We start from the raw sequence: 13,423 nt of genomic DNA, 5'->3' as shown, positions 1-13,423 counted from the left end.
TGGCCGCCCGTTTTTAATTTCAGAACACACTCGTTGTCTTTTGCGTTACTCTCAAGTAGATAGAATTAAGGCACGACGCCTTTATCACCAATCATAAGAAACATCGCAAACAGGGAACGCATGGAAATCTTTTTCACCATACTCATCATGACCCTTGTGGTCTCGCTGTCGGGGGTATTTACTCGCGTATTGCCCTTCCAACTCCCTTTACCCCTTATGCAGATCGCCATCGGCGCCTTGCTGGCGTGGCCGACGTTTGGTTTGCATGTGGAATTCGATCCTGAGCTGTTTTTGGTTCTGTTCATCCCGCCGTTGCTCTTTGCTGATGGCTGGAAGACGCCAACGCGTGAGTTTCTCGAGCACGGGCGAGAGATCTTCGGCCTTGCGCTGGCGCTGGTTCTGGTTACGGTGGTCGGGATTGGCTTTATGATTTACTGGCTGGTGCCGGGGATCCCTCTCATCCCGGCCTTTGCGCTGGCCGCCGTTCTGTCGCCAACCGATGCCGTGGCGCTCTCCGGCATTGTGGGGGAGGGACGCATACCGAAGAAAATCATGGGCATCCTGCAGGGCGAAGCGTTGATGAACGATGCGTCCGGCCTGGTCTCGCTGAAATTTGCCGTAGCCGTGGCGATGGGCACGATGGTATTTACCGTCGGCGGCGCGACGGTTGAGTTCTTCAAAGTGGCGATTGGCGGCATCCTGGCCGGTTTTGTCGTCAGTTGGCTGTACGGGCGCTCCCTGCGTTTTCTTAGCCGCTGGGGCGGTGATGAGCCCGCAACGCAAATCGTTCTGCTGTTTCTGCTGCCGTTTGCGTCTTATCTGATTGCGGAACACATTGGTGTTTCAGGCATCCTCGCGGCGGTCGCTGCCGGGATGACGATTACCCGTTCTGGAGTAATGCGCCGTGCGCCGCTGGCGATGCGTTTGCGCGCTAACAGCACCTGGGCGATGCTGGAATTTGTGTTTAACGGCATGGTGTTCTTGCTGTTAGGACTGCAGTTGCCGGGAATTCTGGAGTCATCTTTGGCGGCGGCAGAAGTCGACCCGAACGTTGAAATCTGGATGCTGTTTACCGATATCGTGCTGATTTACGTGGCGCTGATGCTGGTACGTTTTGGCTGGCTGTGGACCATGAAGAAGTTCAGCCTGCGCTTCCTGAAGAAAAAACCGATGGAGTTTGGATCCTGGACGACGCGTGAAATCCTGATAGCCTCCTTTGCGGGGGTGCGTGGGGCTATTACCCTTGCCGGTGTGCTCTCCATTCCGCTGCTGCTACCGGATGGTAGCGGCTTCCCGGCGCGCTATGAGCTGATCTTCCTGGCTGCGGGCGTGATTCTGTTCTCGCTGTTTGTTGGCGTGGTGATGCTGCCGATTCTGCTACAGCATCTGGAAGTGGCAGACCACTCGCAGCAGCAGAAAGAGGAACGTATTGCCCGCGCAGCTACGGCGGAAGTGGCGATTGTCGCCATCCAGAAAATGGAGGAACGTCTGGCTGCGGACAGCGAAGAGAACATCGACAACCAGTTGCTCACCGAGGTGAGTTCACGCGTCATCGGTAACCTGCGTCGACGTGCCGACGGACGCAATGACGTGGAAAGCTCGATGCAGGAAGAAAATCTCGAACGGCGTTTCCGCCTGGCAGCGCTGCGCTCAGAGCGCGCGGAACTTTATCATCTGCGCGCCACGCGGGAAATCAGCAATGAAACGCTGCAAAAACTGCTGCACGATCTGGATTTGCTCGAAGCGCTGTTGATCGAGAACCAGTAAACGAGCGTGCCTGATGCGCTACGCTTATCAGGCCTACAAAACCGGCAACAGCGATGTAGGCCGGATAAGGCGCTAGCCGCATCCGGCGAAGGGTGTGCCAAATGGCGCGCAACTGGCTGCAAGAAATTATTCATCGTGTAATTTGCGAGCGGCTTTCCTGAACGAATCCATCCCTCTTGTCGATTCCCTCTTTTCTCCATACGGTTGAGGAAAGGGGGAAACATGTCCAACTATCGACGAAATTACATTAATGGGGGAACCTGGTTTTTTACGGTAAATCTGCAGGACCGTCGAAGCCATCTTCTGACTGCCAACATTCACGCGCTTCGGTGTGCAATCGCTGCGGTCAAAAAGGTTAGGCCTTTTCGCATTAATGCGTGGGTCGTTTTACCCGAGCATATGCATTGCATATGGACGTTACCTGACAATGATGCGGATTATTCCTCTCGCTGGCGGGAAATTAAGAAGCATTTCACCCACTCATTGTCTTCCCGACATATCTGGCAATCTCGCTTTTGGGAGCACACCATCCGTGATGAACATGATTATCGCCAGCATGTTGATTATATTTACATTAACCCGGTGAAGCACGGCTGGGTAAAACAGGTACAGGACTGGCCTTTTTCAACATTTCATCGTGATGTGATGCATGGTTTGTACCCGCAAGATTGGGCAGGTGAAATCATGGATTTTAATGCGGGTGAACGTGCCTGATGCGCTACGCTTATCAGGCCTACAACACCGGCATACCGATGTAGGCCGGATAAGGCGTTAAGCCGCATCCGGCATTTTACACCTCTTGGGTTAGCCAAAACCCTTCACAGCATTTGAGCCACGCCTTGGCGCTGTGCGACAGATATACACCGTCGCGCCAAATCATACCCAACTGCCAACGTAAATCGCTCTCCAGGGGGATCCAGCGCAGCGTCTGCTTATCCAGGCGCTGGCAAATCGGCTCCGGTAAAATAGCAATCCCGACACCGGCTTGCACCATCGCCGCCAGAAAATCCCACTGCCCGCTGCGAACCGCGATGCGGGGCTTGACGTTGTGTTGGCTAAACAGCTTAAGCAATTGGCGGCTCAATGCGAAATCTTCGTTATAGATAAGCAGCGGATGCTCCGCTAATGCCTCGGGGGAAATAGATTCGCACGTTGTCCACTGACCGGAGCGGGGGACCAGCACGCAGAGCGGATGACTAAAAAGCGGTAAGGTCGCCAGACCGCTCTCTTCCTCAACTGGCAGCGCAGTCATCGCGACATCCAGATCGCCGTTTATCACCGCCTGCTGAACGGTTAAGCCGCCAAATTCAGATATCTTCAGCTCAACGCCGGGATAGCGCTGGCGAAACAGGCCGATCGGCCCGGCCATCAACATACCCACCATGGGCGGGATACCGAGGCGCAGCACGCCCTTGTTGAGATGATTAATGTCGCTAAGTTCGGCTTCGAGCTGGCGAAACTCGGCAAGGATCGCCAGGCCACGTTCGAAAACGACCTGTCCGGTGTCGGTTAACAGCAGCCGCCGACCGTCGCGGATTAACAGCGTGCAGTTAAGCTCGTCTTCAAGGTTCTTCAACATCTTGCTGATGGTGGGTTGGGTGACAAAAAGCTTCTCCGCTGCGCGGGTAAAGCTCTGCTGACGAACCACCTCAACAAAATAGCGCAGCGTTCTGATATCCATGATTATTCCTTAAGACTATGCCTGCAATGAGTTTAATTCATTTCAGTCCTGGATGGGGGCTCTCTATACTGGCGCTCTCTATTTTTTAAGGACATACCCTCATGGCTGTGGCGATAAGCCGCGTGACGCCTGCCGTTATTCATCGACTTCAGATACCCGTTCAGGTTCTGTTGTACGCAGGTCTATTTGTATTTGCTCAATATCTTGTCTCCTGGCTGCATTTGCCGCTTCCTGCCAACCTGGTGGGGATGGTGCTGATGTTGGCGTTGATTGTCTGTCGGGTTATCCCGCTGAACTGGATCCGCGCTGGGGCTCGCTGGTTACTGGCTGAAATGCTGCTATTTTTTGTCCCGGCGGTGGTGGCCGTCGTCAACTACACGCAGCTGTTGTTGGTCGATGGCTGGCGCATATTTTCCGTCATTGCGCTAAGTACGGTGATGGTGCTTGGCGCAACGGCGTGGGTGGTGGATAAAGTGTATCGCTATGAAATGAGCAGGCTAAACCGTGAGTAATTTCCAGCTAAGCGTGCTGTGTCTGGTGATTACGCTGGGCATCTATTTTGCCAACAAGCGCCTGTATCGCCGATTTCGTAAATTACCGCTGATGCCATTGGTGCTCACTCCGGCGCTGCTGGTGCTGATGCTGGTCTTTGGGCACATCTCCTGGCAAAACTATATTGGTGAATCGCACTGGCTGCTGTGGCTGCTGGGACCTGCAACCATCGCCTTTGCCGTGCCGGTTTATGACAACCTTGCGGTGATTAAGCGCCATTGGATGTCGCTGACGGCGGGCGTAGTGACGGCTACGCTGGTGGCTGTCACCAGTTCCGTTTGGTTGGCGCGTCTGTTTATGCTGCCTGATGAAATCCAGCGCAGTCTGGCGGTGCGCTCCGTCACTACGCCGTTTGCGCTGGCGGCGGCAGAGCCGTTGGGCGGGCAGCCGGACCTGGTGGCATTGTTCGTGGTGGTGACCGGTGTATTCGGTATGGCGGTCGGCGATGTGCTGTTTTTACGACTTTCCATTCGTGAAGGGATGGCGAAAGGCGCAGGATTTGGCGCCGCATCGCATGGTGCAGGCACGGCGCGCTCCTATGAGCTGGGCCAGCAGGAGGGCGTGGTTGCCAGCCTGGTGATGATGCTTTCAGGCGTAGTGATGGTGCTGGTAGCGCCGCTGGTCGCAAGGCTGATGTTCTGACCAGCGGCGGTGTGCTATTTCAAGCGTGAAATCAGCGAGAATTCTTTAAAATTCACCGGCCGCTGTTGCTGCATGGAAATATTCCCGGCGATACCGGTCAAAATCGACATGGCGCCGGCGCGATGGTCGGCGGCACGCTGCAACGGATCGTGCCGCGGCTCGCCAAACAGATCCGCCAGCATGGCGTTATCACCGCCACCGTGACCGCCTTCGCCGAGGGTAAAATCAGCCTGCCACGGCGCGGCAAACATCGGGAAAACAGTGATGTCACAGGCTTCAAGGCTGCCTTCGTTGTCCCGCTCCCCTCCGGCGTTGACGTAGGATTTCTCAACGATTTTCATCTCCAGGCGGCCTTCGCTACCGTTAAACACCACGTTCAAGCCTTCCCATGGCAGCCAGGTGTTCAGTGAATAGGTAAGCTGCACCTGATTCTGATATTTCACCAGCACCGACATGGTGTCTTCAATGGTGATACCGTCGCTGAACACGCTCTGGTCGCGAAAATAGTTATCTTCGTGTTCGGCATCCAGATAGAGCGCTTTAAGCTGAGGATTCTCGGCCATATGCAGCGCAAACGGATCGTCTTTGGCCTGCGCATAGCCGTGAGTGCGCGGGTAAAATTGCGTCACGCCCCGGCGTTCGGCGTTCTCTTTTCCGTAGAAACGCAGGCTACCTTCGGCATACACCCGCTCCGGATAACTGCCCAGCCAGAAGTTCATCAGATCAAAATGGTGAGTGGATTTATGTACTAATAAGCCGCCGCTATTCCGTTTTTCGCGATGCCAGCGGCGGAAATAATCGGCACCGTGCTCGGTATTGAGCAACCATTCAAAGTGAACCGAATAAACTTCGCCAATCGTACCGTTCATCAGCAGTTCGCGAACTTTGCTGTGGTGCGGCGCATAGCGATAGTTAAAGGCGACGCGTACCTGACGTCCGGTCTCTTCAATGGCGTCCAGAATCCGCAGGGCGCGTTGCTCATCGATGGTCATCGGTTTTTCGGTGATTACATCGCAGCCCGCGCGTAGCGCACGCACGATGTAGTCGTCGTGAGTCCGGTCCATGGTAGTTACAATGATGATATCCGGGCGAGTTTCTCGGATCATCTCTTCAAACTGCTGCGCTTTCCAGGTGGAGACAGGGGCTGCGCCTTCGTTCTTCAGAAGCTGGTTTGCGTAATTCATACGCGTTTGATTGGTGTCGCAAAAGGCAACCAAACGAGCATTTTCCTTCCATTGCCCGCCAATCGCGCTGATGTAAAGTCCCGCGCGCCCGCCGGTTCCTACCAGGGCATATTTCTTCATAACATCCTCATTCTTCAAAAATGAATTGCAGTATCGATGTAATAAAAACAATGTTTCAATTTGATTTTTGTACAATAGCGCTAATGCGGAAGATGGATACAACGTAGAGGGAAAAATGTGATCCCGACCAAAATGATCGGCGGAGGGGGCGAGATTCTTATTTTCTTAGAGGCTATGTTTAAATTTATGTTCACGCCTTAGAATAGTGATAAATGTTACTCGCCATTGTAAGGACGCGCAGCGTGAAATATTTGTGGTTATCTGCTCTCTTGTTCAGTCATGCCGTTTTGGCCTGGTGTCCTGATGAAGACCAACGGGTGACATTGCAGGGAACATTAATACAACAGACGTTACCCGGTCCGCCAAATTACGAAAGCATTAAAGATGGCGATGAGGCGGTAACTTATGATTATCTTAAATTGGATCAACCGTTTGAGTGCGATGTTACTGGTGAGCGTGAAAGTGTTCCGCTAGTACAGCTTATATTGATGGGCAAAAATAAGCCTGGTTACGCCGATCTTGCTCCTTCTCTGGGAAAAGATGTCATCCTGACCGGGAAAACGATGTATGCCCAGACGGGTCGTCACTTTACTTCTGTGCTGCTTATTCTTGATAGCGCCAAAAACGTTACTCCCATCACCACGCCAGAACAAAAGAAAAGCGCGCTAATTCAGTTTCAACAGTTCCAACAGGCGTTGCGAGAGAAAAATGTTGTCGCGTTGAAAACATATTTTGTCTTTCCTTTGCAGGGGACGCTATTTGACTTTATTGCTTATGACGAAAATCGTCAGGAAGAAGTACTTACCGAGGCTGTATTTGACCAAAATTCGCAGCAGATTATGGCGCATCTGCAGATGCTGACCAATATCGGCGTTGATGCTGAATCACTGATGATAAACGAGTACAGAATTAACACACTTTCGGAACGTGAGCAGCAACGTCGCTATTTTCCAGCGGATGAAGATGGCATGTTTTATTATGAAGAAAACGGTAAACGTCATACCGTTACAGGAACATGCGATACCATCGCTCAAGGGGAACTTACAGACGGTATTCTTTTTACTTCGCAGGGGACAAGTGCAAATGAGCAACTCCCCGGTCTTTCAGAAAATTGTGACGGCGCGACGTCATATATGTTCAAGCTGGTTGATGGCAAACTGCGACTGACGGGGAGTTTTACTGCAGACTAATGACGTATTACAGATGGAATGGAATAAAAATAGAAAAGGATGTTAAAAATGCTTAATGATTTATTTATGGGCTGGCAGTGGCTAAATCTTGTGTGTGCGATTGTTTTCCTGTTGCTTATCGCTGTACCTGCTCGTCGCTTTATAACGGATGAGAATCCTGGATGATTTGCTGAATGTCTTCCCCGGCCAAAATGACCGGGGAAGAGAAGGAGTTAGTGTGCGCGACCTTGTTCTACGCCGTACCCGGTCTGGGAACGGATGAACTGAGCACGGAACTGCTCGCGTTCGCGATTGCCTTCTTCTGAGTTGTCGGTAGCAGAGAAGAACCAAATCCCGAGGAATGCTACGCTAATGGAGAACAGCGCCGGATACTCATACGGGAAAATAGCTTTTTCGTGACCGAGGATCTGGACCCAAATCGTCGGGCCAAGAATCATCAGCACCACCGCCGTCAGCAGACCTAACCAGCCGCCCAGCATCGCGCCACGCGTGGTCAGTCTTGACCAGTACATGGAGAGCAGAATGATGGGGAAGTTGCAGCTGGCCGCGATAGCAAACGCCAGGCCTACCATGAAGGCGATGTTCTGGTTCTCAAACAGCACGCCGAGCAGAATAGCAATCACGCCCAACACCAGTACGGTGATTTTCGAGACTCTCAGCTCTTCACGTTCGGTTGCGCCTTTGCGGAACACGTTGGCGTACAGGTCATGAGAGACTGCCGATGCACCCGCCAGCGTCAGGCCGGCAACCACCGCCAGGATGGTGGCAAATGCCACGGCTGAGATGAAACCGAGGAACAGGTTACCGCCCACCGCGTTCGCCAGGTGAACCGCTGCCATGTTGTTACCGCCAATCAACGCACCTGCAGCGTCTTTGTACGCCGGATTAGCCCCTACCAGCATGATTGCGCCAAAGCCGATGATAAAGGTCAGGATGTAGAAATAACCCATAAAACCGGTGGCGTAGAACACGCTCTTACGCGCTTCGCGGGCATCGCTTACCGTGAAGAAACGCATCAGGATGTGCGGCAAGCCTGCCGTACCAAACATCAGGCCGAGACCTAACGACAGCGCGGAGATCGGATCTTTAACCAGTCCTCCCGGGCTCATAATGGCTGAACCTTTCGGGTGTACCGCCATCGCTTCGGTGAACAGGTTGTTGAAGCTAAAGCCGACGTGCTTCATCACCATAAAGGCCATAAAGCTGGCGCCGAACAGCAACAGAACGGCTTTGATGATCTGTACCCAGGTGGTCGCCAGCATGCCGCCAAACAGGACGTACATCATCATCAATACGCCAACCAGCACCACGGCGATGTGATAGTTCAGACCAAATAGCAGCTCAATCAGCTTACCTGCGCCGACCATCTGGGCGATCAGGTACAGCGCGACCACCACAAGGGAACCACAGGCCGACAGAATACGGATTGGGCCTTGTTTCAGACGGTAGGAAGCAACGTCTGCAAAGGTGTAACGACCCAGGTTACGCAAACGCTCAGCAATCAGGAACAGGATAATTGGCCAGCCAACCAGGAAGCCAAGGGAATAGATCAGCCCGTCATAACCCGAGGTAAACACTAGCGCGGAAATCCCGAGGAACGATGCCGCCGACATATAGTCGCCCGCAATCGCCAGCCCGTTCTGGAAACCGGTGATGTTACCGCCAGCGGTGTAGTAGTCATTCCGCGAACGTACGCGCTTAGACGCCCAGTAGGTTATGCCGAGCGTAAAGATGACGAAAATCAGGAACATAACAATCGCCTGCCAGTTGGTTGGCTGGCGTTGGACTGCACCACTAATAGCATCCGCCGCGTTTGCGGCGAAGGGCAGCGTGGCGGCAAGCGCCGTCAGGACTCTCTTCATGATGCTTTAACCTCGTGCAGAACCGCATTGTTCAGGCGATCGAATTCACCATTTGCCCGCCAGATGTAGATCCCGGTCAGGATGAAAGAGATGAGGATCACACCGACCCCAATCGGAATACCGCGGGTGACGCTGGTTCCCGCGTGTAGCGGAGTACCCAGCCAGCCCGGCGCAAAGGCAATCAATAATATAAAGCTGATATAAACTGCCAGCATGATGATGGACAGAATGGTGGCAAACCGTTGCCGTTTTTCAACTAACTCCCTGAAACGCGCACTGTCTTCTATCCGCTGATAAATATTGTCATTCATCACAGAGCTCTCCAGAGGTCCCCCTGCGTCTTTCGTGCTACAGGTTCGTTGGCCGCACTCGCCCACCCCAGTCACATAGTGAACTATGCTCCTGGGGATGTGCTCGCTTGCCGCCTTCCTGTAACACGAAATCCTTTGGGGGAGGTTTTTTATATTTCCCTCCCGGATGAAGAGAGGGTAGGGTCAGATTTGTAGGCCGGATAAGACGCTTTCGCGTCACCATCCGGCATTTTCAGGACTTTGTTATGATGGCATCGCGATGGCCTGCTTCTCTTCGAGCAGTTTCTCTACCACGCCCGGATCGGCGAGGGTCGAGGTATCGCCCAGATTGCTGGTATCGCCCGCCGCGATTTTACGCAGGATACGGCGCATGATTTTGCCGGAGCGGGTTTTCGGCAGTGAGTCGGTCCAGTGCAGCACGTCTGGCGTTGCCAACGGACCAATTTCTTTACGCACCCAGTTGCGAACCTCGGCGTACAACTCAGGTGACGGCTCTTCGCCGTGATTCAGCGTGACGTAGGCGTAGATCGCCTGGCCTTTAATATTATGCGGAATACCGACTACCGCGGCTTCGGCAATCTTCGGATGCGACACCAACGCCGATTCGATTTCTGCCGTTCCCAGACGGTGACCAGAGACGTTCAGCACATCGTCCACACGGCCGGTGATCCAGTAATAACCATCTTCATCACGGCGTGCGCCGTCGCCGCTGAAGTACATATTCTTGAAGGTGGAGAAATAGGTTTGCTCAAAGCGTTCGTGATCGCCAAACAGCGTTCTCGCCTGGCCCGGCCACGAGTCGGTAATTACCAGGTTGCCTTCGGTCGCGCCTTCCAGTGGATTACCTTCGTTATCGACAATCGCAGGCTGTACGCCAAAGAACGGACGGGTTGCGGAACCGGCTTTCAGCTCGGTGGCGCCCGGCAGCGGGGTGATCATGAATCCCCCGGTTTCAGTCTGCCACCAGGTATCGACGACCGGACATTTTTCGTTGCCGATCTTCTTCCAGTACCACTCCCATGCTTCCGGGTTGATCGGCTCGCCAACGGAACCCAGGATACGCAGCGACGAACGGTCAGTACCTTCAATCGCTTTATCGCCTTCTGCCATCAGGGCGCGGATGGCGGTCGGTGCGGTATACAGAATATTGACCTGGTGCTTGTCCACAACCTGCGACATTCGTGCCGGAGTAGGCCAGTTTGGCACGCCTTCGAACATCAGCGTGGTTGCGCCGCAGGCCAGCGGACCGTACAGCAGGTAGCTGTGTCCGGTTACCCAACCTACGTCAGCGGTACACCAATAAATATCGCCCTGATGGTAGTCAAACACGTACTTAAAGGTGGTTGCGGCGTAGACCAGATACCCGCCGGTGGTGTGCAGCACGCCTTTCGGTTTGCCAGTTGAACCGGAGGTATACAGGATAAACAGCGGATCTTCCGCGTTCATTTCTTCTGGCTGATGTTCCGGGCTGGCTTTCTCGATAAGATCGGACCACCACAGGTCACGGCCTTCCTGCCATTCCGTTTTACCGCCAGTACGTTTGAGGACGACTACATGTTCAACGGTTTTCACGTTCGGGTTTTTCAGCGCATCATCGACGTTCTTTTTCAACGGGATAGCGCGTCCGGCGCGCACGCCTTCGTCGGCTGTGATCACCAGGCGTGAATTAGAGTCGATGATACGTCCGGCGACGGCCTCCGGTGAGAAACCACCGAAGATGACCGAATGCACCGCGCCAATGCGGGCGCAGGCCAGCATGGCGACCGCAGCTTCCGGCACCATCGGCATATAAATTGCCACCACATCACCTTTTTTAATGCCTAAATCCAGTAATGTATTGGCAAAACGACAGACATCGCGATGCAGCTCGCGGTAGGTAATATGTTTGCTTTGGGTGGCGTCGTCGCCTTCCCAGATGATGGCGGTACGATCGCCATTTGCCTGCAGATGACGGTCGAGGCAGTTCGCTGCCAGGTTTAGCGTGCCATCTTCATACCATTTAATCGAGACGTTGCCTGGCGCAAACGAGGTGTTCTTCACCTGGCTGTACGGTTTGATCCAATCAAGAATCTTTCCCTGCTCGCCCCAAAATGTGTCGGGTTCGTTAACAGATTGCTGGTACTTCGCTTCGTACTGCTCCGGATTTATCAGGCAACGATCCGCAATGTTTGCGGGAATAGCGTGTTTATGTATTTGGCTCATGGCTTTTGTTCTCCTTGTAGGATGTTAATAATATGTCTCATAAACGTTAAATGTAGGGGCATTGAGAGTTTTGTTTAGTATTTGCGCGGCAGATCACGCAATAAACGAATTGTGCAAATTAGCGACAAACTGAATTTTGAAGGGAACTAGCAAAAATTGATTAAATCTCGCGATAACATGTAGTTATCTAAAGGATTATTGAAAAGGTGATCTGTCTCTGAATTAGACCAAAGAGTGAGAGGTTTGAGGGGTGTTATAACTCTAAAGTGGTATTTTACATACACTTACAATTGATTAAAGACAACATTTTCAGTGTGGTTTCTTGTTACAAATAGGGTGGAGCAATGTCATGACAGTATCGTGTGGTTGCTGTTGTGGAAAACAATAAAAGAACCGCCATTGCAGATAATGGCGTCATCTGGATGAGACCCCTATGGCAAGGATAAAATCACGCGTACGCCGTTTCTTCAGCCTGTTATTACCTTTATTATTTATTTCTGCTGTTCACGCTGAACAAACTTCTGTACCCGCAAAAACCGTCACCGTTGAAGCGAAAAATGAAACCTTCGCTCCTCAGCATCCCGATCAATATCTCTCCTGGAAAGCCACGTCTGAGCAATCAGCCCGTGAAGATGCGCTGGCAGAAGATCCGCGTCTGGTGATCCTGTGGGCGGGATATCCATTCTCGCGCGATTACAACAAACCGCGTGGACATGCGTATGCCGTGACCGATGTCCGTGAAACCTTACGTACCGGCGCACCAAAAACGGCAGAAGACGGCCCGCTGCCGATGGCTTGCTGGAGCTGTAAAAGCCCGGACGTAGCGCGTCTTATCCAGAAAGACGGTGAAGATGGCTACTTCCACGGTAAATGGGCGCGCGGCGGTCCGGAAATTGTTAACAACCTCGGTTGTGCAGATTGCCATAACACCGCGTCACCCGACTTCGCCAAAGGCAAGCCAGAGCTGACCCTGTCGCGTCCTTATGCAGAACGCGCGATGGAAGCGATCGGCAAACCGTTCGAGAAAGCCGGTCGCTTTGACCAGCAATCCATGGTCTGCGGCCAGTGTCACGTGGAATACTACTTCGACGGTAAAAACAAAGCCGTTAAGTTTCCGTGGGACGACGGCATGAAAGTCGAGAACATGGAGAAATACTACGACAACATTGCTTTCTCTGACTGGACCAACTCCCTGTCTAAAACACCCATGCTGAAAGCGCAGCACCCGGAGTATGAAACCTGGAGCGCAGGTATTCACGGCAAGAACAACGTGACCTGTATCGACTGCCACATGCCAAAAGTGCAAAACGCGGAAGGCAAGATCTACACCGACCATAAGATTGGTAACCCGTTCGATAACTTCCCTCAGACCTGCGCGAACTGCCATACCCAGGACAAAGCGTCCCTGCAAAAAGTGGTCGCCGAGCGTAAACAGGCCATTCATGACCTGAAAATCAAGGTTGAAGATCAACTGGTACATGCGCACTTCGAAGCGAAAGCCGCATGGGATGCGGGCGCAACCGAAGCGGAAATGAAACCGATTCTGGAAGATATCCGCCACGCGCAATGGCGCTGGGACCTGTCTATCGCCTCACATGGTATTCACATGCACGCCCCGGAAGAAGGTCTGCGGATGCTGGGTAGCGCAATGGATAAAGCCGCCGATGCGCGTACCAAACTGGTCCGTCTGCTGGCGACCAAAGGCATCACGCATGAAATCCCGTTACCGGATATCTCTACTAAAGAGAAAGCTCAGGCAGCGATTGGTCTGAACATGCAGCAAATCAATGCTGAGAAGCAGGAGTTCATCAAGACGGTGATTCCGCAGTGGGAAGATCAGGCGCGTAAAAACGGTCTGTTAAGCCAATAACCCCATTTCGCCCCGCAAGGGGCGGATAACTCAACGGAGTGA

General features: G+C 53.0%; 11 protein-coding genes. 6 read left to right on the top strand and 5 right to left on the bottom strand.

Annotated features, from left to right (window positions below):
• The first annotated feature begins 120 nt into the window (after positions 1–120).
• Together WHR59_RS22095 and WHR59_RS22090 are read left to right on the top strand one after the other, a co-directional pair.
• Positions 121–1,767: a Na+/H+ antiporter gene (locus tag WHR59_RS22095; protein WP_043018087.1), complete on the top strand. Its 1,647-nt coding sequence runs from the start codon at positions 121–123 to the stop codon at positions 1,765–1,767.
• A gap of 222 nt (positions 1,768–1,989) precedes the next feature.
• Positions 1,990–2,481, top strand: a complete 492-nt coding sequence (locus WHR59_RS22090; RefSeq protein WP_043018088.1) for an REP-associated tyrosine transposase — start codon at positions 1,990–1,992, stop codon at positions 2,479–2,481.
• Positions 2,482–2,557: 76 nt separating this feature from the next.
• Here WHR59_RS22090 and WHR59_RS22085 read toward each other — a convergent pair whose 3' ends face one another.
• Positions 2,558–3,448, bottom strand: coding sequence for a LysR family transcriptional regulator (locus WHR59_RS22085; protein ID WP_043018089.1), 891 nt, complete (start codon positions 3,446–3,448; stop codon positions 2,558–2,560).
• 101 nt (positions 3,449–3,549) lie between these two features.
• Between WHR59_RS22085 and WHR59_RS22080 the strand changes: the two genes are divergently transcribed.
• On the top strand, positions 3,550–3,960 hold the full coding sequence (locus WHR59_RS22080) for a CidA/LrgA family protein (protein WP_043018090.1): 411 nt from the start codon (positions 3,550–3,552) through the stop codon (positions 3,958–3,960).
• Positions 3,953–4,642, top strand: coding sequence for an LrgB family protein (locus tag WHR59_RS22075; RefSeq protein ID WP_003031745.1), 690 nt, complete (start codon positions 3,953–3,955; stop codon positions 4,640–4,642). The genes WHR59_RS22080 and WHR59_RS22075 overlap by 8 nt, the downstream gene beginning before the upstream one ends.
• Before the next feature lie 14 nt (positions 4,643–4,656).
• Here WHR59_RS22075 and WHR59_RS22070 read toward each other — a convergent pair whose 3' ends face one another.
• On the bottom strand, positions 4,657–5,946 hold the full coding sequence (locus WHR59_RS22070; protein ID WP_043018091.1) for a Gfo/Idh/MocA family protein: 1,290 nt from the start codon (positions 5,944–5,946) through the stop codon (positions 4,657–4,659).
• 242 nt (positions 5,947–6,188) lie between these two features.
• Here WHR59_RS22070 and WHR59_RS22065 point away from each other — a divergent pair, with 242 nt between their 5' ends.
• The gene (locus tag WHR59_RS22065) at positions 6,189–7,136 is read left to right on the top strand and encodes a DUF4431 domain-containing protein (protein ID WP_051642778.1); all 948 of its coding nucleotides are present in this window, start codon (positions 6,189–6,191) and stop codon (positions 7,134–7,136) included.
• 212 nt (positions 7,137–7,348) lie between these two features.
• Here the strand turns inward: WHR59_RS22065 and actP are convergent, their stop codons facing one another.
• The 3 genes from actP to acs all read right to left on the bottom strand — a co-directional run bounded on the left by actP (position 7,349) and on the right by acs (position 11,511).
• Entirely contained in the window at positions 7,349–8,998 is a 1,650-nt protein-coding gene (gene actP, locus WHR59_RS22060) for a cation/acetate symporter ActP (RefSeq protein ID WP_043018092.1), read from the bottom strand.
• A complete protein-coding gene (locus tag WHR59_RS22055) occupies positions 8,995–9,309 on the bottom strand; it encodes a DUF485 domain-containing protein (RefSeq protein ID WP_006688274.1) in 315 nt (104 codons plus the stop codon). Before WHR59_RS22055 ends, actP begins: the two co-directional genes overlap by 4 nt.
• A 243-nt stretch (positions 9,310–9,552) precedes the next feature.
• On the bottom strand, positions 9,553–11,511 hold the full coding sequence (gene acs / locus WHR59_RS22050; RefSeq protein ID WP_043018093.1) for an acetate--CoA ligase: 1,959 nt from the start codon (positions 11,509–11,511) through the stop codon (positions 9,553–9,555).
• Positions 11,512–11,944: 433 nt separating this feature from the next.
• On the opposite strand from acs, the gene nrfA reads away from it, so the two are divergent.
• Positions 11,945–13,381 (top strand): ammonia-forming nitrite reductase cytochrome c552 subunit, encoded by a 1,437-nt coding sequence (gene nrfA, locus WHR59_RS22045; protein ID WP_043018094.1) that lies wholly within the window; start codon positions 11,945–11,947, stop codon positions 13,379–13,381.
• The last annotated feature ends 42 nt before the right edge of the window (positions 13,382–13,423 follow it).

This window comes from Citrobacter europaeus, assembly GCF_037482245.1.
Taxonomy (GTDB): Bacteria; Pseudomonadota; Gammaproteobacteria; order Enterobacterales; family Enterobacteriaceae; genus Citrobacter; species Citrobacter europaeus.
The sequence above is the reverse complement of the archived record's forward strand: the minus strand, read 5'-3'. Positions and strand labels throughout refer to the sequence as shown.